The 25,569-nt window shown below is 33.7% G+C and carries 31 protein-coding genes; all 31 read right to left on the minus strand.

The window, feature by feature from the left end:
• Positions 1–11: 11 nt before the first annotated feature.
• Entirely contained in the window at positions 12–719 is a 708-nt protein-coding gene (gene pyrH, locus BN2390_RS08385; RefSeq protein ID WP_053983902.1) for a UMP kinase, read from the minus strand.
• 146 nt (positions 720–865) lie between these two features.
• Entirely contained in the window at positions 866–1,777 is a 912-nt protein-coding gene (tsf, locus tag BN2390_RS08390) for a translation elongation factor Ts (RefSeq protein ID WP_053983903.1), read from the minus strand.
• A gap of 21 nt (positions 1,778–1,798) precedes the next feature.
• Complete coding sequence (rpsB, locus tag BN2390_RS08395) at positions 1,799–2,545, minus strand: 30S ribosomal protein S2 (protein WP_053983904.1); 747 nt, start codon at positions 2,543–2,545, stop codon at positions 1,799–1,801.
• A gap of 149 nt (positions 2,546–2,694) precedes the next feature.
• The gene (locus tag BN2390_RS08400) at positions 2,695–3,144 is read right to left on the minus strand and encodes a hypothetical protein (RefSeq protein WP_053983905.1); all 450 of its coding nucleotides are present in this window, start codon (positions 3,142–3,144) and stop codon (positions 2,695–2,697) included.
• A 4-nt stretch (positions 3,145–3,148) separates the two neighbouring features.
• Positions 3,149–3,580 (minus strand): DUF6115 domain-containing protein, encoded by a 432-nt coding sequence (locus tag BN2390_RS08405; RefSeq protein WP_053983906.1) that lies wholly within the window; start codon positions 3,578–3,580, stop codon positions 3,149–3,151.
• 18 nt (positions 3,581–3,598) lie between these two features.
• Positions 3,599–3,916, minus strand: coding sequence for a hypothetical protein (locus BN2390_RS08410; RefSeq protein WP_053983907.1), 318 nt, complete (start codon positions 3,914–3,916; stop codon positions 3,599–3,601).
• A gap of 16 nt (positions 3,917–3,932) precedes the next feature.
• The gene (locus tag BN2390_RS08415) at positions 3,933–4,682 is read right to left on the minus strand and encodes a FliA/WhiG family RNA polymerase sigma factor (protein WP_053983908.1); all 750 of its coding nucleotides are present in this window, start codon (positions 4,680–4,682) and stop codon (positions 3,933–3,935) included.
• 27 nt (positions 4,683–4,709) lie between these two features.
• Positions 4,710–5,198, minus strand: coding sequence for a chemotaxis protein CheD (locus BN2390_RS08420; protein WP_053983909.1), 489 nt, complete (start codon positions 5,196–5,198; stop codon positions 4,710–4,712).
• A complete protein-coding gene (locus tag BN2390_RS08425; protein WP_053983910.1) occupies positions 5,191–5,817 on the minus strand; it encodes a chemotaxis protein CheC in 627 nt (208 codons plus the stop codon). The genes BN2390_RS08420 and BN2390_RS08425 overlap by 8 nt, the downstream gene beginning before the upstream one ends.
• A gap of 18 nt (positions 5,818–5,835) precedes the next feature.
• Positions 5,836–6,291 (minus strand): chemotaxis protein CheW, encoded by a 456-nt coding sequence (locus tag BN2390_RS08430; RefSeq protein ID WP_053983911.1) that lies wholly within the window; start codon positions 6,289–6,291, stop codon positions 5,836–5,838.
• Positions 6,292–6,303: 12 nt separating this feature from the next.
• Positions 6,304–8,352 carry a chemotaxis protein CheA gene (locus BN2390_RS08435; protein WP_053983912.1) on the minus strand — a complete coding sequence of 683 codons (2,049 nt, stop codon included), beginning with the start codon at positions 8,350–8,352 and terminating at the stop codon, positions 6,304–6,306.
• 4 nt (positions 8,353–8,356) lie between these two features.
• The gene (locus BN2390_RS08440; RefSeq protein WP_053983913.1) at positions 8,357–8,962 is read right to left on the minus strand and encodes a CheB methylesterase domain-containing protein; all 606 of its coding nucleotides are present in this window, start codon (positions 8,960–8,962) and stop codon (positions 8,357–8,359) included.
• Between the two features lie 112 nt (positions 8,963–9,074).
• Positions 9,075–9,938 (minus strand): MinD/ParA family protein, encoded by an 864-nt coding sequence (locus BN2390_RS08445; RefSeq protein WP_053983914.1) that lies wholly within the window; start codon positions 9,936–9,938, stop codon positions 9,075–9,077.
• Positions 9,931–11,073: a flagellar biosynthesis GTPase FlhF gene (gene flhF, locus BN2390_RS08450; protein WP_053983915.1), complete on the minus strand. Its 1,143-nt coding sequence runs from the start codon at positions 11,071–11,073 to the stop codon at positions 9,931–9,933. The genes BN2390_RS08445 and flhF overlap by 8 nt, the downstream gene beginning before the upstream one ends.
• Positions 11,070–13,109: a flagellar biosynthesis protein FlhA gene (flhA, locus tag BN2390_RS08455; RefSeq protein ID WP_053983916.1), complete on the minus strand. Its 2,040-nt coding sequence runs from the start codon at positions 13,107–13,109 to the stop codon at positions 11,070–11,072. The genes flhF and flhA overlap by 4 nt, the downstream gene beginning before the upstream one ends.
• A complete protein-coding gene (gene flhB, locus BN2390_RS08460) occupies positions 13,109–14,215 on the minus strand; it encodes a flagellar biosynthesis protein FlhB (RefSeq protein WP_242847657.1) in 1,107 nt (368 codons plus the stop codon). The genes flhA and flhB overlap by 1 nt, the downstream gene beginning before the upstream one ends.
• An 11-nt stretch (positions 14,216–14,226) precedes the next feature.
• Positions 14,227–15,015, minus strand: a complete 789-nt coding sequence (gene fliR, locus BN2390_RS08465) for a flagellar biosynthetic protein FliR (protein ID WP_053983918.1) — start codon at positions 15,013–15,015, stop codon at positions 14,227–14,229.
• Between the two features lie 10 nt (positions 15,016–15,025).
• Positions 15,026–15,289, minus strand: coding sequence for a flagellar biosynthesis protein FliQ (gene fliQ / locus BN2390_RS08470; protein WP_053983919.1), 264 nt, complete (start codon positions 15,287–15,289; stop codon positions 15,026–15,028).
• Positions 15,290–15,299: 10 nt separating this feature from the next.
• The gene (gene fliP, locus BN2390_RS08475; RefSeq protein WP_053983920.1) at positions 15,300–16,082 is read right to left on the minus strand and encodes a flagellar type III secretion system pore protein FliP; all 783 of its coding nucleotides are present in this window, start codon (positions 16,080–16,082) and stop codon (positions 15,300–15,302) included.
• A complete protein-coding gene (locus BN2390_RS08480) occupies positions 16,069–16,431 on the minus strand; it encodes a flagellar biosynthetic protein FliO (protein ID WP_053983921.1) in 363 nt (120 codons plus the stop codon). Before BN2390_RS08480 ends, fliP begins: the two co-directional genes overlap by 14 nt.
• Before the next feature lie 4 nt (positions 16,432–16,435).
• Positions 16,436–16,798, minus strand: coding sequence for a response regulator (locus tag BN2390_RS08485; protein WP_053983922.1), 363 nt, complete (start codon positions 16,796–16,798; stop codon positions 16,436–16,438).
• A gap of 13 nt (positions 16,799–16,811) precedes the next feature.
• Positions 16,812–18,098 (minus strand): flagellar motor switch phosphatase FliY, encoded by a 1,287-nt coding sequence (gene fliY / locus BN2390_RS08490; RefSeq protein WP_053983923.1) that lies wholly within the window; start codon positions 18,096–18,098, stop codon positions 16,812–16,814.
• The gene (gene fliM / locus BN2390_RS08495; protein WP_053983924.1) at positions 18,098–19,084 is read right to left on the minus strand and encodes a flagellar motor switch protein FliM; all 987 of its coding nucleotides are present in this window, start codon (positions 19,082–19,084) and stop codon (positions 18,098–18,100) included. Before fliM ends, fliY begins: the two co-directional genes overlap by 1 nt.
• A gap of 23 nt (positions 19,085–19,107) precedes the next feature.
• Positions 19,108–19,563, minus strand: a complete 456-nt coding sequence (locus tag BN2390_RS08500) for a flagellar basal body-associated FliL family protein (protein ID WP_053983925.1) — start codon at positions 19,561–19,563, stop codon at positions 19,108–19,110.
• A 19-nt stretch (positions 19,564–19,582) separates the two neighbouring features.
• Positions 19,583–20,332, minus strand: a complete 750-nt coding sequence (locus BN2390_RS08505) for an OmpA/MotB family protein (protein WP_053983926.1) — start codon at positions 20,330–20,332, stop codon at positions 19,583–19,585.
• A 13-nt stretch (positions 20,333–20,345) separates the two neighbouring features.
• Complete coding sequence (locus BN2390_RS08510) at positions 20,346–21,131, minus strand: motility protein A (protein WP_053983927.1); 786 nt, start codon at positions 21,129–21,131, stop codon at positions 20,346–20,348.
• An 18-nt stretch (positions 21,132–21,149) separates the two neighbouring features.
• Entirely contained in the window at positions 21,150–21,338 is a 189-nt protein-coding gene (locus BN2390_RS08515) for a flagellar FlbD family protein (protein ID WP_053983928.1), read from the minus strand.
• Between the two features lie 33 nt (positions 21,339–21,371).
• A complete protein-coding gene (locus BN2390_RS08520) occupies positions 21,372–22,754 on the minus strand; it encodes a flagellar hook protein FlgE (RefSeq protein WP_053983929.1) in 1,383 nt (460 codons plus the stop codon).
• Positions 22,755–22,768: 14 nt separating this feature from the next.
• Entirely contained in the window at positions 22,769–23,569 is an 801-nt protein-coding gene (locus BN2390_RS08525; RefSeq protein WP_053983930.1) for a flagellar hook assembly protein FlgD, read from the minus strand.
• A gap of 9 nt (positions 23,570–23,578) precedes the next feature.
• Positions 23,579–24,856, minus strand: coding sequence for a flagellar hook-length control protein FliK (locus tag BN2390_RS08530; protein WP_053983931.1), 1,278 nt, complete (start codon positions 24,854–24,856; stop codon positions 23,579–23,581).
• A gap of 16 nt (positions 24,857–24,872) precedes the next feature.
• Entirely contained in the window at positions 24,873–25,568 is a 696-nt protein-coding gene (locus BN2390_RS08535; protein WP_053983932.1) for a MotE family protein, read from the minus strand.
• Position 25,569: the final 1 nt, after the last annotated feature.

Below are 25,569 nucleotides of genomic sequence, written 5' to 3' on the forward strand. Positions count from 1 at the left end.
CCTCCTAAAAGTTATTCCACATAAATGGTTGTACCTATTTTTTCGCCAGCTGCTGCTTTTAAAATGCCATTAGGCATATCTAAATCAAAAACAATAATAGGAAGCTTTTGATCAATACATAAGGTTGCTGCTGCTGCATCAATAGCTTTTAAGTTTTTAGCTAAAAGTTCTTGGCATGAAATGCTGTCATACTTTTTAGCTTCAGGGTTTAGCTTTGGATCGCTATCATATACCCCATCAATATTCTTAGCAAAAAGAAGTGCACCTACTTCTACTTCACATCCTCTTAAAGCTGCGCCTGTATCTGTAGAAAAGAATGGATGACCTGTTCCACCTGCAAAAAATACAATCTTCCCTTCTTTCATATGTAAAAGCGCACGCTCTTTAGAAAAAAGTTCAGTCATATTACCTACAGCAAATGGTGTTTGAACAACAGCCTCAATACCTTCTGCACGACATACATCTGCTACATAAATAGCATTCATAATAGTTGCAAGCATACCAATTTGATCTGCCTTTGTACGATCCATATCACCACTAGTACGCCCTCTCCAGAAGTTACCACCGCCAATAACAACGCTAACTTCGATTCCATTACGAACAAGTTCAATTAATTCACGTGCAACGCGTGTGATGACACTATGGTCAAAGCCTCTTTGTTGTTCTCCAGCAAGTGCTTCACCACTTAATTTAACTAGTACACGACTATATTTTTGCATAATCTTCACCTTCCTGCTATGAATACTCTACCACAAAATCTTTTGCATTTCTAGATATAAAATAAAATAATACCTTTATTTTCTAAGGCTTTCACCCGTAAAAAAGGGGACACAACGTGTCCCCCCTTAATATGCTAATCGAATGATTAGTTACCAGCCATTTGTTTAGCAACTTCTTCAGCAAAGTTTTCTTCTACTTTTTCGATACCTTCGCCAGTTTCGAAACGTACGAATGCTTTAACTACATCAGCGTTACCAAGTTCAGCTGCAACATATTTACCAACTGTGAAATCTGGATCTTTAACATATTCTTGTTCAAGTAAACAAATTTCTTTAAGTTGTTTAGCTAATCTACCCATTACCATTTTCTCAATGATGTTTTCAGGTTTACCTGGGTTTTCATTAAGTGCTTGGTGCATAAGGATTTCTTTTTCTTTTTCTTGTTTTTCTGCTGGAACATCTGTAGTTCTGATGAACTCTGGGTTAGCAGCAGCAACTTGCATTGCAACGTTACGTCCAACTTCAAGTGCTTTATCACCTTCTGTTGCAACTTCTACAACAGAAACGATTTTTCCACCACCATGTGTGTAAGAAGCGAATACGCCTTCTGTTGTCATACGTGCAATACGACGAAGTGTTAAGTTTTCACCAATTGTAGCGATTTTTTCTGTTAAAACATCGCCAACTGTTTTAGAAGCATCTTCACTCCATGGAAGTGCTTTTAATGCTTCTACATCAGTTACATCGTTATTAAGTACCATTTCTGCTACTTGGTTAACGAATGTGATGAATTGTTCGTTTTTAGCAACGAAGTCTGTTTCTGAGTTGATTTCAACTAAAGCAGCTGTTTTGTGATCAGCAGAAATCATTTCTTTTACAAGACCTTCAGCAGCAACACGACCAGCTTTTTTAGCAGCTTTTGCTAAGCCTTTTTCGCGTAATACTTCAATAGCTTTTTCCATATCGCCATTAACTTCATTTAATACATTTTTGCAGTCCATCATACCTGCGCCAGTTCTTTCACGTAACTCTTTTACCATTGCAGCTGTAATAGCCATAATTCATTACCTCCAGATTTCTTATTCAGCGATTACTTGTTCGCTGTTTGCTTCTGCTTCGTCTTCTGCATTTGCTTCAAAGATTTCACCTTGATTTGTTTCTATAATTGCATCTGCCATTTTAGCAACGATTAATTTAACCGCACGGATAGCATCGTCATTACCTGGGATTACGTAATCAACTTCTTCTGGATCACAGTTAGTATCTACGATAGCTACTACTGGAATTCCTAAGATGTGAGCTTCTTGGATAGCAATTTTTTCTTTTCTTGGATCAACTACGAACATAAGGTCTGGTAATTGTTTCATTTCTTTGATACCACCTAAGTTCTTTTCAAGTTTATCCATTTCTTTGCGAAGTTCGATTACTTCTTTTTTAGGAAGTACTTCAAAAGTACCATCTTGTGACATTTCTTCTAATTGTTTAAGTCTAGCAACACGACTTTTGATTGTTGAGAAGTTTGTAAGCATACCACCTAACCATCTTTGGTTTACGTAGTACATACCACAACGTTCTGCTTCAGATTTAACTGAATCTTGAGCTTGTTTTTTAGTACCTACGAATAATACTTTACCACCTTGTTCGCCAACTTGACGAATTACTGCGTAAGCTTCATCGATTTTTTTAGCTGTTTTTTGAAGGTCGATGATGTAGATACCATTTCTTTCTGTGAAGATGTATTCTTTCATTTTAGGATTCCATCTTCTTGTTTGGTGACCGAAGTGTACACCAGCTTCTAAAAGTTGTTTCATTGAAATAACGCTCATTTTAATTCCTCCTGGTTAGTCCTCCGCATGGGTTCTAATACAAACCACTTATTTAAGCACCTCGTTTGTATCACACCATACGTGTGTTTTATTTTCGCATTGAATTATATCATATTCCAAGCTAGAACACAATATCTTATTTTTTATTTTTAATTGCTAGGTTGGGCTGTCAAAATATTAAGAATCTCGTCATATTCTCCATTCATAGGTAAATATTGATTCCCTGTCCTTAACTTTGTTGTCTTTTTTTGTTCTGCTATATAGTTTCTAAAAGCTACACCATCATCCACTATACCTTCAGTCTCTAGAAAATAGCTAATTTGTGTTGCACTATATTCACTCGGGATATCTACCCATTTATAAGCAGATTCCCTTACCTCTTGTTCAACTTCAGATACTTCTTGTCGTTCTTTATCTTCTGTTATTGGCTTTTCCATTATAGATTCATTGGGTAAGTCATCAACTATTTTTTGTTGGTTAATATTTGGATTCTCTATGGTTTTCAGATTAAGTCCTATAAAAGTAATTATAATTCCTGATAACATGATGCCACACCCTAAACCGATAAACCAATAAATAAACTTTTCCTTTTTTTTCATTGTTCTACCTCATAGAATAAAGAGAAATCATAAGTTGTATTTCTCCTTTACCCTTATTTAGCTTTTTGGCAATTTCATCTACCGATACTCCACTATTATAAAGCTTTTCAATTTCTTTATAGATATGAGTATCATCTTGAGTTGATTTTATTGTTTTCATTTCTTCTTTTTCTTTGTTTTTATTCTTGTCTTTTTGATTGACTGAAGGACTTTGTGCCTTATCTGTAGTTTTTAAACTTTGGCGTAATGCATCATTTTTCTTTTCTTCTTCTTCTAAGAAATAGGCAAATAGCTCCTCTGCACTATTTGTATTTATACTTGTATAGTCTGATTCTTCATTTTCATGATAAGCAAATATAAAGAAGCCTACTAATATACACAAGAAGCCTACTCCTGTCCATAAAAGTCCAAGATAAGGTAAACTTGTTATATCCATTTGATTTGCCTCCTTCTTTTAAATACGTATATCAATTTGACTTTCACTGTATCCATTTAAAGATTGTGGCTTTATCTTTTCATGTACTTTTTGTTTGTTATTATCTTTTTTACTATGTTCTTTCTGTTGCTTATTCTTTTTTTCTTGGAGAGAATCTTGTACTTTTTGACCTTTTTCCATCTTATGAACTTTTTCTTGTTTAGCTAACTGTTCTTTTTGCATAAGCTGTGCAAATTGTTCTTGTTGTAAATAAGGTTTTTGATTATCTACTTGTTGTCTATTTGAAAGTTCAGGTGAATTGGGATACAGAATTTGAGTATCTATGGGTCTTATCATACAAATCACTCCTTTTTTATAGAGGTAAGGCTAAATGATATTTTGCTAACTTCACTTTTAATCTTGAAACACCTTTTGTATGAAGTTGTGAAACACGTGATTCAGAGACTTCTAGTATATTACTAATTTCTTTCAAAGTTAATTCTTCAAAATAATAAAATGTAATTACACGCTTTTCACGCTCAGGTAATTCATCCAGTGCCTCTTTAAGTTTCAGCATGATCTCCTGCTTTTCCATATATTCATCGGGCATATCATTCTTTTCATCTTTTACACTAGATGCTTGTAACTCATAATCCTCTATAAATACAAGATTTGCAATATTGGTATCTTGTAAAAGTCCATAGTAATCTTCTTTAGTCATTTGTAATGTATTAGCAATTTCATCGTCTGTAGGTGTTCTCCCAAGTTTATTCTCAAGTTCAAAATAAACCTTGTTCAAATCTTTTTGTTTCTTTCGTAGACTGCGTGGAACCCAATCTAACTTTCTGATTTCATCTAAAATAGCACCTCTTATGCGTAAAGAAGCATAGGTTTCAAACTTAACATTTTTTGCAGAATCAAATTTATCTAAAGCATCGATAAGGCCAATTACACCATAGCTTAATAAATCGTCTAAATCCACATAATGATTTAAGTAAATACTTAATCGCCCTGCTACTAATTTTACAAGATACACATAATGTTCTATTAATGCTTGTTTGATTTCTTGTGTTCTTGACTTTTCATATTTTTTCCACAATACTTCTATATTTTTTTCTTCCACCTTGAGAACCCCCGTAATTTGTTAATGCTAAATTTCTTTTATACCATGACCAATGGTTTTTACAACTAATTTTCCCGTTTCTGTATGTAACTCAATAGTCCGCCCGTAGTTCTCTCCAGTTTCTTCTCCTAAAAGAGGAATTTTATACAGTTCCAGCAGGGATTTAACAGCAATTGTATTACGTACACCTATTCGCATAGATTCATCCATATTAGGGAAAGAGAACATTTGAGCACCTCCAGCAATTTTTGCAACAAGACGGTGACGTTTTGCACCTTTAGCTTCCATTATACTAAGTAATGCTTTTACGCCTGTATCTGCAAACTTTGCTTCATTTTCATTATTTCTAATTTGAGTGCTATCTGGCAACATAATATGAGCCATTCCCCCCAATTGGATGGCAGGATCATAAAGTGCAATGCCAACACAAGATCCCAGTCCTAATGTAGTTAAAACTGCTGGTGCACTTGCTACATTAAGATCTGCCATACCAACTTTTATATAATCATTATTCATAATATCTACCTAAAGAATCTGTTATACGTTCTAAAGAGGCTTGATTTAGAATCAGTATATAAGTTCCATTTAATAATTCTTCACTATCTTTAAATTTTGTTTCAATAAACATCATGGCATTTTCTTCTTGTGTAAATTCTGTAGCTGTAAAGCTTAAAATAGCTCCTGCCATGTCAATAACCGTTTGAGGTACCGATGGTATCAGTTCAAGGTTAGCTAGTGTACTTAGAGCATTTAAATAAGCTCCTGCTAAAATATTCCCCGTCTCACTTAATACTGAGTAATCAAATTCATTAAAATCTGATTCTTCTTTCCATAGTCCTTCTTTTTGTAAGATACGCTTAACCAGTTCATAGGCACTATCTGCTTCTAATGCAAGTAAAAGCATGGCCTTTAATTCTCCATAAACTTCTATTAACATTGCTGCAATATAGTTTTCTTCATCTCCAAGAACCTGGTTAAGCTCTTCAATTTTTTTGATATTAACCGTTGCAATACTCATATCCACGGATTGACCTAGAAGTGTACTGAGTGATGTGACTGCATTGCCTGACCCAATATTTCCTGCTTCGCGAAGCATGTCTATTTTTTCAGGTGTGATTTCATTGAGAATGTTCATTTTATGCTTCCCCCATTCTTAAACTTCGAATGCCTCTTCAATAATCGTTCCTAAGTTGAGTAAGGTTACAATCATATCTTCCTCTTTTAGTTTACCAACACCTTGAACATGGTTAGCATTTGTTTTATCTTGCATATTGGGAACCGTTTCAATTTGTTCACTAGAAAGTTCAATAACCTCTTTTACTTGATCTACAATAATTCCTATCATATCTTCATCTATTTTTACAATAATAATACGTGTGTCTTCATCGTATGCTCTTGCTTCTAATCCAAACTTTGTACGCATATCCACTACCGGAATAATTTCTCCACGTAAGTTCATTACCCCTTTTATACAAGCTGATGCTTTAGGTACGCGCATAATGCTTTTCATACGTTCTATAATTTGAACAATTTGTATATCTACTCCATAATATTGTTGTTCTAATTTAAATACAACAAATTGTTTATTCATCGTATACTCATTTTTCATTCTTTTGTCCCCCTATACTAAAGTATTTACATCAAGAATAAGTGCTACTTCACCATTTCCTAAAATTGTTGCCCCAGCAATCATATTAATATGACTTAAGTATTTTCCAAGTGGTTTAATAACAATCTCTTGTTGCCCAATTAAAGAGTCTATCATAAATCCTATTTGTTTCTCACCTTTTTTCACAATAACGATCATCATAACATCTCGTTCTTCTTGTTCAAGATCCAATAATTTGTGAAGCCTTACAATAGGAATAACTTCTTCTCTTAAAACAATAACTTCTTGATTTTGAACAAACTTAATCTCTTCTTTTCTTACATCTTCAATATTTTGAATATTATTAAGTGGAATAGCATATTTTTCATCTGCTATTTTAACCATCAATGCTTGAATAATAGCAAGCGTAAGTGGTAATCGAACAATAAATTTACTTCCACGACCAATCTCCGTTTTTACTTCTACATGACCACCAAGTCCTGTAATCTTACTTTTAACAACATCAAGACCAACACCACGACCTGACAAATCTGTAATTTCACTTGATGTACTAAAACCTGGTTTAAATAATAATTCTAATACTTCTTGTTCACTTAAAGCTGAGGCTTCTTCTCTTGTTATAACACCTTTTTTAATACTACTTTCTCGTATTTTATCGATATTAATACCTTTACCGTCATCGCTTACTTCAATTACAACGCTGTTGCCATCTTGATAGGCTTGCAAACGAATTGTTCCTTTTGGATCTTTTCCAAGCTTACGACGCTCTTCTGTTGTTTCAAGACCATGGTCGGCTGCATTTCTAAGTAAATGAATAAGTGGATCACCAATCTCATCAATAACTGTACGGTCAAGTTCAGTTTCTTCCCCTGACATTACAAGTTCAATATCTTTTCCTAGTTTACGAGATACATCACGAATCATACGTGGGAAACGATTAAATACAGATTCAACTGGAACCATTCTTACTTTCATAACTGCCTGATGAAGATTATCTGTAATACGTTCTAAGTATTCAATAGAATCATTATAGTTGGTTGCATGCTCATCTTGTCCATGGCCTTTTGCACCATCTAGTTGGGTTTTTACAATAATAAGCTCACTGACTAAATTCATTAAGTTATCAAGGCGTTCAATACTTACACGCACACTTTTATTAGCAACTTGCTGAGTTTTTGCAGCTTGCCCATTTTGTTGTTGTACAGCTGCTTGTTCAGTTTTTACTGCCTTATCACTTTCTGCTCCTTCTTCATCTTTTTGGCTAATAGATACTACTTCAGAACTATCACTTTGCTCAAATACCCCTATAGTAACTTCTTCAACTTCCATAACATCTAGCATTTTTTTCTTAACTATTTCTTTGTCTTCTTGAGTAATAAAGACTAATGAAAAGCTTTCTTCAAACTTTTCATCTTCAATATCCTGTACTTCCGGATTAGAATAGATTACCTCTCCAAGTGTTTCTAAATCTTTAAAAATAACAAAAGCACGTGCTGATTTTAAGACACAATTTGCAGAAAGACGAATATTAATTTGATATACATTAAGCCCTTGTCTTAATGCTTCATCTTTTATATGTAATGGTGCTTCTGGTAAGTTCATTAAATCTATAGAAGTAACTACTGAAGTTTCCGCTTGACTAGTTGATACAGCTGATTGTTCTACTTTTATACTTGCACTTTGATTAATAATACGCTCAAGTGCTTCCATTAAATCTCTATACTCTTCATGGCCTTCTTGACCTGTTCTTACAATCTCATCTACATAGTTTTCTAATGCATCTAAGCACTGGAATAATATATCCAGCATATCTGAATTCACATGAATTTTCCCACTTCTGATATCTGATAATACATTTTCTATATTATGTGTAAGTTTTTGCATTTTTACATAGCCCATTGTACCTGCCATACCTTTTAAAGTATGTGCTACTCTAAAAATTTCATTTAATATTTGAGCATCATCTGGTGTATGTTCTAAATTTAATAAATGCTCATTTAAGCTTTGTAAATTATCATTAGATTCTTCAATAAAAATCTGTAAATATTGACTCATGTCCATAATCTTATTCCCCCATTATTGTTTTTATAGTCTTTGCAATTTCATCAACCGGTACAATGTAATTTGCAAGCTCTGCCTGTACAATTGCTTTTGGCATGCCAAACACTGTACTTGTAGTTTCATCTTGTGCAATAACTGTCATATTTTTATCTTTTTTTAATAATTGAACCCCTTCTAGTCCATCGCTTCCCATCCCTGTCATAATAACTACAATGAGTTTCTGATGAGGAGGCAAGATTTGAAGTGAATTTAGCATCACATTAACCGAAGGTTTATGCCCTTTATAAGCTTCTTCATCTGTTAAAATAAGTTCTAGCTGATTTACATTTCTAAGTTTTAATTGCTTCCCTCCCGGAGCAATATAAACTGTTCCTTGTTGTAATCTTTCGTCACTCTCCCCTTCCTTAACGGTGAGATCACTTAATGTATTGAGGCGTTCAGCTAAAGATTTTGTAAATCCAGCTGGCATATGCTGTACCACAACATATGTTGCCGATAGCGTTTTATCTAAACCTGATAGAACTTTTGTTAATGCTTTAGGCCCTCCTGTTGAGGTCCCTATCGCTACAATATATTCATAGTTCTTAATAGGATTTTGTATGCCTTTCATATTTGTGTCTCCTAACCTATATTATAACTTTATCATACATTGTCACACTGTTGCATAACATGTCATTTTTTATAGAGTGAGAGAGAAAGATGAAAAATTTGTCTTTTCGTGGTCATGACGAAAAGACTTTTTTAAATTTATCTAACCAACTCGTTTTTAAACTTCTTTCTGGTTCTGGCATATTCAATATAGAGCGTCCAATGGCTTTATAGGCTTCGCTTGCTGAACATTTTGGTGCATAATGAATCACAGGCCTTTGATTTTTTACTGCTTCAAACAGTTTTGGATCATAAGGGATATACCCTGCATAACGAATAGATGCTTGTAAAAACTCTTTAACTACATAAGCCATCTTTCTATATACATCATGTGCTTCTTCTCTATTCATTGCCTTATTAATAACAATATTAAATTGTGGTGTAAGTGAAAAATCTTTTACTAATGTTTTAATAAGTGCATAGGCATCTGTCATGGAAGCTGGTTCTGGTGTGACTATAACATAGACTTCATCTGCCAGCTGACAAAACTTCAATACAATTTCATTAATCCCTGCACCTGTATCGATTAAAAGTAAATCTGTTCTTTGCTCTAGTTCTGTAAGTTGATTTGCAATAGTATCCATCTCATCTTGACTCAAAAAGAGCATATCTTTAACCCCTGATCCTCCTGAAATAAAAGGAATACCATATTGACTTTCACAAACTAATTCACTAAAAGTACACTTCTTATGAATAAGATGGGATAGATTGTACTTAGGACGTTGACCTAATATAATTTCTACATTGGCTAGACCAAAATCTGCATCTAAAATAACCGGTGTTTTACCATATTCTTTTAAACTTAGAGCAAGATTTGTTGTAAAATTACTTTTGCCTACGCCTCCTTTCCCACTTGTAACCGTTATAATTTTCATTTTTTGCACGGGCTGATTTTTTTTAGAAACTAAGTCTCTTAACGCTTGTGCTTGATCATTCATGATTTATCCTCCCTAATAGAGCCTTGACATACTCATCACAATCAAACGTTCTAATATCATCTGGTACATTCTGTCCATCAGTAACATAAGAGATTGGACTTTTAGCATAGGCTACAATATTCATCAAATTTCCGATTTCATCCGTTTCATCTAGCTTGGTAATAATGAGTTGGAAGGATCCTGCAAACTCCTTATAAACATCTACAATATGTTTCACATCTTTATAATTGGTATTAACATTTAATACTAAGTAGACTTGCTTTTCTCCAATACTTTGTAGCAACCTCGCTAAGTCTTCTATTTGTTCTTTATTCTTATGAGAACGTCCTGCAGTATCAATAAAAATATGGTCACTATCTTTCCATTTTTCAAGAGCTACATCTAAATCATTCTCTGAATAGATGACTTCAATCGGCACATCTAATATTTCAGCATATGTTTTTAGTTGCTCAATGGCTGCGATTCTATAGGTATCTGCAGTAAAAAGGGCAACTTTTTTTCTTTTATTCATAACATAATCTGCGGTTAACTTCGCTATCGTTGTTGTTTTACCAACACCTGTCGAACCAATAAATACAATAACCTTTGGAAGTTCTTTAGATAGATTTGCAGTAGGCATGATTTCATCCATTTGCTCATAAAGTTTTCTAGCTACGATTTCTAAATTTTCTTCATCTTCAAGTCCTGAGACAATATGAGCCACTACATCTTCTTGAATACCTTCACGGGTTAGCTTCTCTTTCATAATGTTGTAGAGGCTCCCACCTTGTGTAATGCTTACTTGCGTCTTTTCACCTACTAACGACGTATCTCTCATAGCAACTTGCTTAGTCTCAGATAAGTCTTTAACCTTTGCTATATCCTTTTTGATAAAGTCTATTTGATTTTTTAGATAATCAAACATTCCTTTTGTTTCTTCTACATAGTTATCTGAAACGCTTGTTGGCTTTTCCTCTATTTCCTCTTCATCTTGTACTGCAATGGTTATACTGCATGTGGGCTTTTTAAAAAAGCCCATCATACCTTGTTGTTTTTCAAGTTGTGTACTAATGATAACGGTATCTTCCCCGTATTCTTTTTTTATTTGCGCTAAAACTGTCTGTTCATCTTTTCCTTTAATTTTTAGTATTCTCATGATGCACTCACCATTCCTATAGATTGAATTTCAACACTTTGGTCAATTTCGTTATATGAAATAATGGTTAAATCAGGCATATACTGATTAATTAAATGCTTAAAGTAAATACGTACAATAGGTGATGTTAAAAGTACAGGTTGTAAGCCTACATTGGTTAGTTTCATCACTTCACGTTTTAAACTTCCCACAACATCTTGTAGTGTTCTTGGATCTAATGCTACATATGAACCTTGTTCTGTATGCTGAACACTATCCATTATCATCTGCTCTACAGCTGGGTCTAATGTAATAACCTGATTGGTTGGTTGTGTAAATATCTTTTTAGAAATTGCACGTGCTAATCCTTGTCTTACATATTCCGTTAATACATCTGTATCACGAATAGTGGGTGCATAATCAGCTAAGATTTCACAAATGCTTACTAAGTCTCTAATCGATACCCCTTCAGAAAGTAGATTTGCAAGCACCTTTTGAATTTCTCCAAGCCCAAGTAATTTTGGTGTTAACTCACTAATAAGCGCAGAATGACTTTCTGATACATTATCTAAAAGTGTTTGAACATCTTGACGACTTAATAATTCTGCTAAATGCTTTTTAATAATTTCTGTTAAATGTGTTGCAATAATAGATGGACAATCTACTACTGTATACCCTTTAATCTCCGCTTTTTCTCTTTGTGATTCTGTAATCCAAAGTGCTGGAAGACCAAAAGCTGGTTCTCTTGTTTCAATACCATCAATCTCATCTTCTACATAACCGGGATTCATAGCCATATAATGGTCAAATAGGATCTCTCCACGTGCAACTTCTGTTCCTTTAATCTTGATACTGTATGTATTAGGAGGAAGCTGAATATTATCTCTTAACCTAATGATTGGCACAATTGCACCAAGTTCTAAGGCTATTTGACGTCTGATCATAACAACCCTATCAAATAAATCCCCACCTTGATTGACATCTGCAAGAGGAATAATCCCATATCCAAATACAAGCTCTATTGGATCGACTTGTAAAAGGCCCATAACATTTTCTGGCTTTCTAATTTCATCTGCTAAAACGTCTTCTGTAGCAATTTCTTCTTCAACAGCTTTTTCTTTATTTTTATTCATTAGATAATACCCTAATAAGAGCCAAAGCCCTGCAATTGGTACTGTAAGTAATAAACCCATTGGTGTAAAAGCCCCTAGTGCTACAATAACAGCACCTACTATGTAAAGTACCATAGGTGATTGAACAATTTGTCCAAACAATGCTTCACTCATAGGACCTTCTTGATTATTCTTCGTTACCAGTACCCCTGTTGCTATAGAAATAAAAAGTGCTGGAATAGCACTAACTAAACCATCTCCTATCGTAAGAATTGTGTATTTATTAAGTGCCTCCATAAATGGCATACCTTTCATAGCAACACCTAAAATAATACCTCCACCAATATTAATAAAGGAAATAATAAGCCCTGCAACAGCATCATTCTTTACAAATTTTGATGCCCCATCCATTGCTCCGAAGAAGCTTGCTTCATCTTGTATTTTTTGTCTTCGCATTTTAGCTGTGGTCTCATCAATAAACCCTGAATTAAGATCTGCATCAATAGCCATTTGCTTACCTGGCATCGCATCTAAAGTAAAACGTGCAGATACTTCAGCTACACGCTCAGAGCCTTTTGTAATAACTAAAAAGTTAATAATAGAAATAATGAGGAAGATAATCGCTCCAATGATTATGTCCCCACCTGCTACGAATGATCCAAATGCATCGACTACCGCCCCTGCGTCTGCATCTCTTAAAATAAGCCTTGTTGAAGAAATATTAAGACCTAATCTAAATACAGTTGTAATTAATAATATGGTAGGAAATAGAGATAAATCTAAGGCTTCTTTTGAAAAGAGTGCACTTAATAAGAGCATGGCCGCAATTGAAATATTAAGGATTAAAAAGATACTAAGTATCCACTCTGGTAGTGGAATAATAATTAAAAATAAAATCCCAACTACGAATAATCCTAATATAATATCTCCGGATTTAAATTTCACTAGTTTTTCCTCCTACTTTTCTTTTGCTTATCTAAGCTATAAACAAAGGCTAAAACTTCAGCTACGGCATTATAGAGCTCTGCTGGAATTTGTTGTCCTAAGTCTACTGTATAGTATAGGGCTCTGGCCAAAGGTCTATTTTCTACAATTTCAACATGATGTTCTTTTGCCTTTTCCTTAATTTTAGCTGCTACATAATCTACCCCTTTGGCTACAACTATAGGTGCCACATTTTTTTCTGGATCATATTGAATAGCTATAGCAAAATGTGTTGGGTTTGTAATGATAACATCTGCTTCTGGAATAGATTGCATCATTCGTTTCATAGACATCTCACGCATCTTTTGTTTAATTTTACCTTTAACCTGAGGATCTCCCTCTGCTTGTTTATATTCATCTTTAATCTCTTGTTTCGTCATTTTTAAGCTATCTTCATGTTTATACTTCTGATAACCATAATCAACAATAGCTACAAAAATAAAAGCGCCGCCTACATAAAATCCTACTTTTAATAAAACACCAGCTGTATTTGTTAAAATCTGCATCATTGTCATATCATAAAATTTATAGAATACATTAATCTCATCTTTTATAACCATAAGAAAAATACTTCCTAAGAAAATAACTTTTGCTATACTTTTTAAAAGTTCAACTAACATATCTTTAGATACGATACGCTTTAAACCGTTCAGTGGATTCATTTTATTAAACTTTGGCGCTAGCGGTTTAAATGTAGGTTTATAACCTACCTGTCCTATAGACACAACCAATGCGGCAACAAATAATAAAAGCCATAACGGTCCACTTATAATAATAATCTGTATAATGCCTTGCCCTATTACCTTCAAAAGACTACTTCCTTCAAAATTTTGTAGAAGTTCTGGAATAGCGGTAAAACTTTTTGTAAGCCCTTGATTAAATTGGTTCATATAATAATCACCAAGAAACTTCATACCTGCAAAAAAGGCTAAAAGTAGAAAGGCTGTATTAAGTTCTGTACTTTTAGCAACCTGCCCCTTTTTTCTTGCATCTTCACGCTTTTTAGGTGTTGCTTTTTCTGTCCTACCATCTGACTCTGCCCCAAAAAATTGTAAGTCTAAATTCATCCTTATATTCGTCATCTTGGTACCATCCCCTGCTGAACACTATAAAAAATCTCCATAATATAGTCATTTAAAAAAGTATTATAGACTGGCATCAAACCAACTGTAATAAATAGCAACACTAATAAAATAACTACTTTTAATGGTATACCTATAACAAACATATTCATTTGAGGAACTGTTCTAGCAAGTATACCTAGGCCACAGTCTACTATAAAAATAACACCTATAATTGGACTTGCTAATTTAAAACTAAGTTCAAAGAAAATACTTCCTGCTTGAATCATTGTAAAGACTAATTCTTCACTAAATACAGCTTGAGTGACAGGAATCATTTGAAAAGATTCTACTAACCCTCGTATAAACCAGTGAAATCCTCCTGATGCCACAAAAAGTGTAGAGAATGCTAAATAGTAAAAACGCCCAATTAAAGGCGTTTGTGTTCCACTTGTTGGGTCAAATAAATTACTCATACTAAGCCCACCCTGCATACTTATCATCTGTCCTACAAAATGATAAAGCTGGAAAAAAAGTGATACTGCAAAACCTAAAACAAGACCTACTATACATTCTTTTATCACCCATATAAAGTAACCTATAATAGATAGATGTGTGACATCTAATTGTACAGGCACAGTATTATAGACTATAAGTGTTAAAAACAAGGATAAGCCTGCTTTAAAAATAGCTGGTATCTTTGCCTCTAAAGTAATAGGCATAACGTGTATAGCAAACAAAATTCTACAAAAAATTAATAGTGTCACAGGTAAATGTTGTAATATAGCTAATGTATTAAGTAACATAATGATTCACCTATAAAAACTGATTGAAACTTGCAAATAAACGTGTTATAAAATTCACTAAAGTAGTCATAATCCAAGATCCAAAAATAATAATCGCTAAAAATACACCTAGAATTTTAGGTATAAACGCTAAAGTTTGTTCTTGAATAGATGTCGCCGTTTGAAAAATACTGACTACCAAACCAATGACTAAGGCGACAAGTAACGTTGGCGCTGAAACTTTTATCATGGTCATAATTGCCTCACGCATTACATCTAATACTAATTGTTCCATATTGTCACCTCTATCTAAATGTTTGGATCAATTGTCCAATAAGTAAATTCCATCCATCGACTAGAATAAATAATAAAATTTTAAATGGTAGAGCTATAGTAGCTGGTGGTAACATCATCATCCCCATACTCATTAACGTGGATGCAACAACCATATCCATAACAATAAATGGTATGTAAATTAAAAAGCCTATTATAAATCCAGCTCTAAGCTCACTAATCATAAAAGCTGGTACAATAACATGCATTGGTAACTCCTGGGCAATCTGTGCATCTGTTGCAAGGGGCTCCCTACCTGATAGATCCATAAAAAGTTTTATATCTTCATCACGTGTCTGACGAAGCATAAATTCTTTAATAGGTACAAGTCCTCTTTCTACTGCTTCCTCTTGTGTAATTTGTTTTGCTTCATATGGCTTTAATGCTGTTTCATTGATTTGGGTTGCCACTGGACTCATTACAAAGAATGTAAGAAAAAGTGCAAGTCCAATAATGACTTGATTAGGTGGCATCTGTTGTGTCCCCATCGCTGACTTTAAAAAGTGCAATGAAATAATAATACGGGTAAAGGATGTCATCATAATTAAGATAGATGGTGCTAATGCCAATATGGTTAAGATAAAAAGCATTTGTAAACTTTGACTAAGCTCTAAAGGGCTATCTGCCGTACCTACCTCAAGAGAAATACTTGGTAATGATACGCTACTAGCATAAAGATGTGTTGCTCCAAAGCAACACATCCCTATTATCATTGTTAATATTAAGTACTTAAAAGTTTTCTTATTTATTTTCATTTTGTGTCTCCTCATGATCTTGCTTAAAATGAGCTAAATACTCATTAAAACTAGACTCCTTGTAAGCATCCAACTGCAAGTCATTTGGATCTAATTCCTTGCAATAACTAATTTCTTCTTTTGTACTTCCTATAAGATGATAAGTTTTTCCTGTTCTTACAATAGATAAGCATTGACCTTGTCCTATTTGTAAGACTTCTATCATTTGAAGGTTTTTTGTCTTTTGTCCACCTTGTTTAACCTGTGCAATTTTTTTTGTTACAAAATACGTCAATGCAAGTACTCCAACAAATATTATAACCAATGTCACAAGCTCTACTACTGCACTGAAAAACCCTCCATTGTTCATATACTTAGCCTACTACTTTTCTAACAGCTTCAAGTACACGTTCTGCTTGGAATGGTTTAACAATAAAGTCTTTTGCTCCTGCTTGAATAGATTCAATAACCATTGCTTGTTGTCCCATTGCTGAACACATGATTACTTTTGCATTTCCATCTATAGCTTTAATATTTTTTACTGCTTGAATACCATCCATCTCTGGCATTGTAATATCCATGAGAACTAAGTCTGGTGTAAGTTCTTTATACTTTTCAATAGCTTTTACACCATTTTCTGCTTCTCCTACTACTTCATACCCATTTTTTGATAAAATGTCCTTAATCATCATTCTCATAAATGCTGCATCGTCTACGATTAATACGCGGTTTGCCATAATTTTTTTCCTCCTAAATTCTACTTTCTGGGTTTATGATATCTGTAATACGAATACCAAAGTTTTCGTCAATCACAACAACTTCACCTTTAGCAATGAACTTGCCATTTACAAGTACATTTACGGGTTCACCTGCTATATGGTCAAGTTCAACAACGCTTCCAGGACCAAATTCTAAAATTTCTTTAATTTTCTTTTGTGTACGCCCTAGCTCAACAGATACTTCTAAAGAAACATCCATAAGTACATCCATATTTTCTTTTGGATAGACTTGTTGAGGTGCTCCAAAGTTTGGGAACTCTGGTTTTTGAACTTCTATGTCACGCATTGTTTGTGTAGGTCTTACTTCAGGTACACCATAATTTGGCATTTGGTTTGGATAGCCCCCCATTTGTTGGGAATAATCAGGTTGAGCATAGCCTGTTTGAGGATAACCCATCTGTGGGTAACCTTGTTGTGGATAGCTACTTCCTGCTTGTCCATACTCATTTGCCATTACTTGTGGCATTGGTTCTGTAGCACTTGGCATTGGTTCATTATGACTTACAGATTCTATATATGATGATGGTTGCTGTACATCTTCTGTCACTGCTTGTGTTGCTTCTACTTGAATATCAGCTTCCATACTTCCAGCAAATAAATTACTTACTAAGCTTTTTGCAAATTTAATTGGTAATACTTGCATCAATTGACTATCAATGATATTTTCTTCTACTTGCATCCTAAATGAAATTTTTACAATTGGATCTGCACTACCTAAAATCTTTACTAGTTCCTCTTGAGCATAATTCAATTGAATGGCTTCCGGTGGACTAATATCAATTTTCTTTGAAAACATTTGAGATAATGATGTAGAAGATGAACCTATCATTTGATTCATTGCTTCTGCTATCGCACTCAAATGAAGTTCCGAAATAGGTTCATCTGATGCTTGACCTGGTCCTCCCATCATTAAATCTGCTATGATTTTAACATCATTCTGATTTAAAATCATAAGGTTTGTTCCCGTTAATCCTTCTGTATAACCGACTGAAACAGCAATTAAATCATCTGTTACTTGACTCTTAAAACTTTCTAGAGTCATTACCTCAACAAAAGGTGTTGTAATCATAACTTTATGATTTAAAAGAGCAAACAAAGTTGTTGCTGCTGTCCCCATACTAATATTCCCTATTTCTCCTAATGCATCAATCTCTTCTGGTGTTAATACCTCATCGCTACCAGATGATATTTCATCATTTGAGACTAACCCTCCTAGTAATGCATTAATTTCTTCTTGGGAAAGCATTTCTCCTGTCATTAGTCATCCTCCCTCTTTATTACTTCTGTAATCTTAACTGCTGATTTATTTTTATATGTTCCCACTTGCCCTTTAAATTTTAATAATTGACCTACATAAAGATCGATATCTGATTCGATATCTTTATCTAAACTAATAATATCTTGTGTTTGTAGTTCAAGAAACTCTTTCACTGTTATATGGGTTTTACCAAGAACAGCTTTGATTGGCATTTTTGTATATTGAATCATATGTTCAATATTTTTTTCATACTCATGATTGTGTACACGCTCGTTTTGTGCAAACCAAAATCTTGTATTTAATTTATCCATTATTGGTTCGATTACAATATGAGGAATGCACAGATTAAGCATGCCTTCTACATTTCCTAACTTAATGTTAAATGTAATAAGGGCCACCATCTCATTAGGTGAAATAATTTGTGCAACTTGGGAGTTTGTTTCAATCTTTTCAAGCATAGGAGAAAGTTCTACTACATTTTCCCATGGTTCAATTAAAAGATTTGCAAATTGTGCAAACATCTTTTCTAATATAATACGTTCAATTTCTGTGAATTCTCTTATTCTGCTCATAGAACTTCCACTACCACCAAGGACGCGGTCAATAATCGCATAGCCCATATTGGGTGAAAGTTCTAAAATAACTGAACCCGATAGAGGTGAGAAATCTATAATTGATAAAATAACTGGATTACTTAATGAATTTGTAAACTCTGAGTAAGTAATCGCCTCAGCATTAATGACTTCAACCGGCACTAAGTTACGTAAATACCCTGATAAATATGTAGAGATTAATCTTGCATAGTTTTCGCATATAATCTCTAGTGTTCTAAGTTGTTCTTTTGAAAACTTAGACGGTCTGGTGAAGTCATAAGGTTTAATGATTTGTTTTTTCCTATCTTCTTTGATTTCTTCAACATCTATTTCACCAGAGGTTAAGGCCTTAAACAAATCATCAATTTCACTTTGTGAGAGTATTTCACTCATCGTTTCACCTCCTTACTCGTCTCTTATTGTACAAAGAAATCACTAAAGTAAACAGTTTGTATAATTTCTGTACCTAATAAAGCATTAATTTCTTTTTTTATCATTTGTCCAAGTTTATCTTTTTCTAACTCATTATACGTTTGACTTCTAATTAATGAAATAATTTTATCACGAACTATGATTTGTTTTTCTGTAAAATCTACTGTAAAAGTCTTGTAATCTTTATCTTTTGTATTAATTTCAAATCCTAATGATACACGTGCAATATGCGGAATATTATCTTTATCCATTTTTAGATTTGCATTAACTGATTCATCCAAATAGACAATAGCAAGTGCACTTTTATTGACCTTTTCTTCTGAAGATGTTTCTTTTTTAGCATCATTCATCATCATAAATACAGTTACACCACCTGCCACTGTAACAAGCGTTAAGATGATGATTGATATAATTACAAAAATCTTAAATTTTTTATCCATCTCGTTCCACCTTTACTCTCTAATTTTCCTTTGTAAGCTTAAGCTCAACACGTCTATTAGCAGATCTACCTTCTGGTGTATCATTTGTTGCAATTGGTCTATATTCACCATACCCTTCTGCTGAAACAGTTTCTGGTGAGAAGTTCATGTCAGCAACAAAGAATTTTGCTACAGCTATAGCACGTGCTGCTGAAAGTTCCCAGTTACTTGGAAATTGTGGCGTACGAATTGGCAGATTATCTGTATGCCCTTCTAAACTAATCTTATAGCCTTTATCAATATAAGAAAGTAAACCTTCACCCAAAGTTCTTAAAACTTCTTGTGCTTCAGGTTTTAAATCTGCTTTTCCTGTTTCAAATAAGAGAACATCTTCAAAGCTGACAATAATAGCATCCCCTTTATGTTCAACACCAACTTTATCTTGAAGCTTTTCTTCATATATAAACTCTTCTAAATTTTCTTTAATCCCTTGTAACTCTTTGATCTGCTGATAATTTTCAAAGTCACTTACTGAAACCATTTGTTGATTGACAGGAAACTGTTGAATACCATTACCTAACATTCCATTATCATTTAAAATCACTTCTCCACCATCTAAAATACCTGATGATCCTTGAAAAGATTCAATAAATGCTTTAAATTTAGCTGAATCTATAGTAGACATAGAAAACATTAATACAAAGAAAGTTAGAAGAAGGGTCATCATATCACCATAGGTATTCATATATGCTGGTGCACCCTTTTTAGGTTCATCCTCTTTTCTTTTCATGATTTATCTCCTTCTAGTTTTCAGCATTTATATTCTCATCGCTAAAACTATTTCTTACTGATGGTGATAAAAAGGCCTTTAATTTCTCTTCAATAACACGAGGATTTTCACCTGCTTGAATAGATAGAAGTCCCTCTATCATTACCTGTTTTAAAAGTAATTCATCATTACTTTTTACTTTTAATTTATTGGCAACTGGAGTAGCAAAGAAGTTTGCTATCATTGAACCATATAATGTCGTAATTAAGGCAACACCCATTTTAGGACCAATTGTTGATGGATCATCAAGAGAATCAAGCATGGCTATAAGCCCAATAAGTGTTCCAATCATCCCCCATGCAGGTCCAAATTCTGCAAATGTACTCCAGAATCCTTGATTATCTTTATGTCTAGATTCAATAAATGTTAATTCTGTTTCCATAATACTTCTTACAAGTTCTGGATCGGTTCCATCTACAATAAGTAAAATACCTTTTTTAAGGAAAGGATCATCCATTTTTTGAGCCATTTCTTCAAGTGCAAGTAGCCCTTCTTTTCTTGCCGCTAAAGCCAGTTCATTAATTTGTTGAATAAGACCTGTTGCATCTAATTCAACATTAGAAAATGCATGTTTAACTGTTTTTAGCCCTTCAAGAAATTTTGGAAGAGGGTATGCAATTAATAATGCCGATATTGATCCCCCTACTACAATCATAACAGAAGGTAAGTCAAAGAATAGACTTATCCTCCCATTTAAAAGGATTGATATAATAACAAATACAAGCCCAAGTACCAACCCTACTATTGTTGAAATATCCATCTAACCACCTCTTTTATCTTAGACTGGTATATAAATAAGTCGCTTATAGGTAATAACTTTCTGTATTACTATCTCTTCCGATTCTTGAACCACATATTTTTTACCAGTCTGTGTTGTAATTACTGTATCTGGGGTTGTCTCAATTGATTCAATCAATTCTGCATTAAGTGAAAAGTTTGCCCCATTAAGCTTTGTTAATGTAATCATTTTATTACCTCACTTATTTCCCCTAATTATGTCTTATCGTTTTAGATTTACAAGTTCTTGTAACATTTCATCTGATACAGAAATAATACGTGAGTTAGCTTGGAAACCTCTTTGTGTTGTAATCATTTCTGTAAACTCTTGTGATAGATCTACGTTTGACATTTCAAGTACACCAGCTTGGAAGTTAGCTGCCATCCCAATATTATCAAAGTCTCCTGAGTTTGCTGTAGATTGGAATAAACTATCTCCTACTTTTTGAAGTCCTGCTGGGTTATCAAAGTTTGCTACAACTATCTGCCCAAGTAGCTTAGTTGTTCCATTATCATAATGTGCTACAATTTTACCATCGCCTCCTACTTCAAAACCGGTCATTGCACCTGGCGCTTTACCATCCTTCGTTTTAGGGTCAACAGTAGTTTTTGAATTATATTGTGTAAGATTTGTAATATTAATATTTACACCTACTTCAGAACCCACTGTTGCATTAAGAGGTTTATCTTTACCTGTCTCAGGATCAATAGCTTTTGTTAAGTCAATTTTTGCTAAATCAAAGCTTACATTACCTTTTTCATCAACTGTAGCTCCTACTAGTTTATCCTTGCTCGCATCTAATTCACCTTTTTCCGTAAATGAGAACTTGATCCCATAAAAACCAGCTTCCGCCTCTTTAAATACATTACCAATAGGCACAGCATACTGATTTTTATTTGTATCTGTCAAAATAACAAACTCTCCATCTTTACCTGTAATCTTTTCTCCCTTAGGCTCTAGTGTCCACTGACCATTGTCAAATGTTAGGCTAATAGGTGTTGTATATAGATTTCCTAATGAATCGTACATTTTAATCTGTGTATCTATAGGAGACTTATTTTTATCTAAGTTTCCGCTTAATTCTACTGAAGTCGTTGTCTCTGGTTTGGCTGTACTATTAGATGGATCTGTAAGTACAATAGGCTGTACTTCTCCTCTTTCAATATCTGTTCCATCTTTACTTGCTGGCCACCCCATAACTTTCATTCCATTTGGAATAACTAAATTTCCTTCTTCATCTTGTCTTAATGCACCTGCACGTGTAAAATATGTACCCGAATCATCGCTTACAACAATAAAGCCATCACCATCTACCATTAAGTCAAATGGGTTATCTGTTCTTTGTGCTGCACCAGGTGTCATTAAAATATCAATTGAGGATACATTAACCCCTAGACCAACTTGCATTGGGTTACGTCCTCCACGACCTGTTTCATCACTTGCTGATGTACCACTTTGAAGTGTTTGTGAGAAAACATCTCCAAATGTTACACGTTGTGATTTATACCCTACTGTATTAACATTTGCTATATTATTACCAATAACATCCATCTTTGTCTGGTGTACACGAAGACCTGATACACCTGAATACATTGAACGCATCATACCCTTATTCCTCCTTATTTTGCCTCTTTAATTAAATTAATTTGTTTAAATGGTACATATTTGCCATCAATACAAGCATAAGTATCTGATTTTGTAACTACTACATATTCTACAATACCTGTAAGTTCTTGTTCATTGCCCTCTTTATCTTGAATTGTAGCTGATGCCCATTTATCTGTAATTGAAGGTACTTCAACAATATTTTGAACATTATCTAGTTCTAGTTCAACTGCTTGTTCACCATTCCCTACAACGATATAAGAATTGCCATCTTTCATACGCACTTCTAACACACGTCCTTCTATAACAACATTTTCATAGATACCTGTTTCATTCTTAACTTCCATAGTACCTTGAACTGTTTTACCAATAAGGTCAAATGCTGAAGAATTTGCTTGAATATTTGAAGGATCAATAACTTCTTGGATATCTGATAGCTCTACTTCATGGCTACCTATGCCAATGAGTGTATTACTCCCTTTATTTTTAACATAGTCAACTCTTCCAAGAAGTAATTCTGTTTGTCCTGTTTCTGTATTTTTATATGTATATTGAACATAACTTCCAATCATACTATGAGCAAGCTGCTTATTTACAGTATCTGCAACATTCTTCATCTGTTCTAATGCTGTAAATTGAGCAACTTGTGCCATCATTTCTTGATTGTCCATTGGGTTTAGTGGATCTTGATACTGGAGCTGTGTTACAAGAAGTTGCATAAACATATCTTTATTCAACTCTTGATTAATTACACGCCCCCCATCTCCTAATTGTATGTTCTCACTATTTGGTGAAACTATATTTAATGAACTCATCTTTTCCCCCTATACTTCATAATCTAATTCTAAACTTGTTAAACTTTTAGATGCTACCGAGTCTATTTGATTTTCTGCTAATATCTCATCCATTTGTTTAGCAATAAGTTCTTGAATACGTTTTGCAGATTTTTGCTTTTCCATCTCCATTTGAGAATGATGAGTATCTTTTTTTACCTCAACTTGAACATCTTGAATGACAAGTCCTTGGCTTTCTAGTCCTTCTTGAAGTTCCATAAGATGTTCTAAGATTAAATCTTTGGTTTTATCTTGTTCTACTTTAATGTGAGCAGTTACAACACCATTTTGCTCAATCATTTTAAAAGTAAGTTTACCTAGCTCTTTAGGTGCTAATTGCATTTCTAATTCTTTTAATGATTCAAGTTTAGAATAATAAATCTTTTCAAGTACTTGGCTATGAATAGGCATTTCTATTGAAGCTTTTGTTTCTGTTGTAAGTGTTGATAGATCATTTTGCCAAAACTCAATTCCTGGTTGCTTAGAAAGTTCTTGGATTGGTAAGGTCATAGATACTTCAGATACGTTTAGTAGTTCTTCTACTTCGCCTGTCACCTTTACATCTATTTTAGCTACTGCTAAATATTCTTCCTTATCACTGATTTTATCTACTGCCTGGGTTGCTTCTAATATTTCTGGTGTTACTCCATTAGATAATATTTTTTCTTCTTGTCTTGGATTAGCCTCTACTATAACTTGAGTGTTTTGAATAACTTCGCCTTGACTCACCATTGTTTCTTCAGTAATCACTTTATTTTCCGTATAGTATGTTGATTGAATAGTCTTTATGTCCTCAAATAATTTACTTAAAGCTTTTAAATCAACTTCACCACTTAAAAGTGACATCTCATCTTCACCTAATGCATCCATAACAAATGTCCTAAAGGTATCTTGGTCTGTCAGATCCATAACTGTAATCCCTTGTTCTTCTAAAAGCTTTGTCAATTCATCTGTTGTTAAATTAAGTTGACTTTCAAGTAAATTCATCATTAATACTGCAACATTTTCATTGACATCTACTTGTTCTTTCTGATTTTCTAGCTTCTCTTTAACTACAGAGTCTGCCCTTTTATAAGTTTGATTTGTTTTATTCACTTTACTTTGTGACAGTGTTTGATCTTCATTTTTAGGTCTTTCAACACTAGATTGCGTCTTATCCATTGTCTTAGCGAAATTATCTTTTGAGTTAGTCTCTCCTGTCTTAAACTGATTTCCTAATACTTCTTTAGTATTCATATTAGGTGCTAACATTCCAATTAAAGTATTCATTGCTTGCCCCCTTCCCTTAATTTTGACTCGGTGCAATGAGTTTAATAACTTGGGCTGCTGTTGTTGCACTCATTTCATTTAAGATTTTTGCCTGCTGATCACTCTTCATATTTTTCAAGATATTTTTCACCAGTTCTGTATCTGTTGATAGCAGTTTTGTAAGTGCTGCTGCTGCTTCTTTAGCACTCATTTGCCCAATTGTCTTTGCAACTTCTTTTTGTTCTTTATTAAGTATTTCTTCGCCTTTTAATTCTCTATAAATGAGTTCTGCTGTATCCTTATAAGTTGCTTCAAATTGTTCCTTGAAAAGTTCTGGATTTTCCTCTGCTACTTTTTTGTCCCACTCATTTTTTTGAGCAATAAAGGCATTATAATTTTCTTCATATTGTTTAAGTGCATTAATCTTATCATTCAAAAGAGTTGTTTCATTTTCTAGATTAACTACTTTAAGCTGTTCATTAGCCAGAACTTCTTCTGTAGTTAATAGTTTTTGTTTAAGCTCTTCTTTTGAAAGCATATCATAAGGATCTTGGGTTCCTATTTCAGTTTTAAAAATTTGATTCAGTATAGGAATGTTTTTAACAATGGGAGCAATCTTTGATCTATTGATATAAAGCCCTCCGCCTATTAATACAACTATAGTAAGAGCAATGATTCCTTTTAATAAACCTTTTTTCTTTTTCTGTCTTGCCCCTCTTATTGCCTCTGGCATT

This window comes from Niameybacter massiliensis (assembly GCF_001282685.1).
Classification (GTDB): Bacteria; Bacillota; Clostridia; order Lachnospirales; family Cellulosilyticaceae; genus Holtiella; species Holtiella tumoricola.

Coding starts and splice junctions, on each gene's coding strand:
- pyrH (WP_053983902.1), bottom strand. CDS start 719: ATGCAAAAATATAGTCGTGTACTAGTTAAATTAAGTGGTGAAGCACTT.
- tsf (WP_053983903.1), bottom strand. CDS start 1,777: ATGGCTATTACAGCTGCAATGGTAAAAGAGTTACGTGAAAGAACTGGC.
- rpsB (WP_053983904.1), bottom strand. CDS start 2,545: ATGAGCGTTATTTCAATGAAACAACTTTTAGAAGCTGGTGTACACTTC.
- BN2390_RS08400 (WP_053983905.1), bottom strand. CDS start 3,144: ATGAAAAAAAAGGAAAAGTTTATTTATTGGTTTATCGGTTTAGGGTGT.
- BN2390_RS08405 (WP_053983906.1), bottom strand. CDS start 3,580: ATGGATATAACAAGTTTACCTTATCTTGGACTTTTATGGACAGGAGTA.
- BN2390_RS08410 (WP_053983907.1), bottom strand. CDS start 3,916: ATGATAAGACCCATAGATACTCAAATTCTGTATCCCAATTCACCTGAA.
- BN2390_RS08420 (WP_053983909.1), bottom strand. CDS start 5,198: ATGAATAATGATTATATAAAAGTTGGTATGGCAGATCTTAATGTAGCA.
- BN2390_RS08425 (WP_053983910.1), bottom strand. CDS start 5,817: ATGAACATTCTCAATGAAATCACACCTGAAAAAATAGACATGCTTCGC.
- BN2390_RS08430 (WP_053983911.1), bottom strand. CDS start 6,291: ATGAAAAATGAGTATACGATGAATAAACAATTTGTTGTATTTAAATTA.
- BN2390_RS08435 (WP_053983912.1), bottom strand. CDS start 8,352: ATGGACATGAGTCAATATTTACAGATTTTTATTGAAGAATCTAATGAT.
- BN2390_RS08440 (WP_053983913.1), bottom strand. CDS start 8,962: ATGAAAGGCATACAAAATCCTATTAAGAACTATGAATATATTGTAGCG.
- BN2390_RS08445 (WP_053983914.1), bottom strand. CDS start 9,938: ATGAATGATCAAGCACAAGCGTTAAGAGACTTAGTTTCTAAAAAAAAT.
- flhF (WP_053983915.1), bottom strand. CDS start 11,073: ATGAGAATACTAAAAATTAAAGGAAAAGATGAACAGACAGTTTTAGCG.
- flhB (WP_242847657.1), bottom strand. CDS start 14,215: ATGAATTTAGACTTACAATTTTTTGGGGCAGAGTCAGATGGTAGGACA.
- fliR (WP_053983918.1), bottom strand. CDS start 15,015: ATGTTACTTAATACATTAGCTATATTACAACATTTACCTGTGACACTA.
- fliQ (WP_053983919.1), bottom strand. CDS start 15,289: ATGGAACAATTAGTATTAGATGTAATGCGTGAGGCAATTATGACCATG.
- fliP (WP_053983920.1), bottom strand. CDS start 16,082: ATGAAAATAAATAAGAAAACTTTTAAGTACTTAATATTAACAATGATA.
- BN2390_RS08480 (WP_053983921.1), bottom strand. CDS start 16,431: ATGAACAATGGAGGGTTTTTCAGTGCAGTAGTAGAGCTTGTGACATTG.
- BN2390_RS08485 (WP_053983922.1), bottom strand. CDS start 16,798: ATGGCAAACCGCGTATTAATCGTAGACGATGCAGCATTTATGAGAATG.
- fliY (WP_053983923.1), bottom strand. CDS start 18,098: ATGACAGGAGAAATGCTTTCCCAAGAAGAAATTAATGCATTACTAGGA.
- fliM (WP_053983924.1), bottom strand. CDS start 19,084: ATGAGTGAAATACTCTCACAAAGTGAAATTGATGATTTGTTTAAGGCC.
- BN2390_RS08500 (WP_053983925.1), bottom strand. CDS start 19,563: ATGGATAAAAAATTTAAGATTTTTGTAATTATATCAATCATCATCTTA.
- BN2390_RS08505 (WP_053983926.1), bottom strand. CDS start 20,332: ATGAAAAGAAAAGAGGATGAACCTAAAAAGGGTGCACCAGCATATATG.
- BN2390_RS08510 (WP_053983927.1), bottom strand. CDS start 21,131: ATGGATATTTCAACAATAGTAGGGTTGGTACTTGGGCTTGTATTTGTT.
- BN2390_RS08515 (WP_053983928.1), bottom strand. CDS start 21,338: ATGATTACATTAACAAAGCTTAATGGGGCAAACTTTTCACTTAATGCA.
- BN2390_RS08520 (WP_053983929.1), bottom strand. CDS start 22,754: ATGATGCGTTCAATGTATTCAGGTGTATCAGGTCTTCGTGTACACCAG.
- BN2390_RS08525 (WP_053983930.1), bottom strand. CDS start 23,569: ATGAGTTCATTAAATATAGTTTCACCAAATAGTGAGAACATACAATTA.
- BN2390_RS08530 (WP_053983931.1), bottom strand. CDS start 24,856: ATGAATACTTTAATTGGAATGTTAGCACCTAATATGAATACTAAAGAA.
- BN2390_RS08535 (WP_053983932.1), bottom strand. CDS start 25,568: ATGCCAGAGGCAATAAGAGGGGCAAGACAGAAAAAGAAAAAAGGTTTA.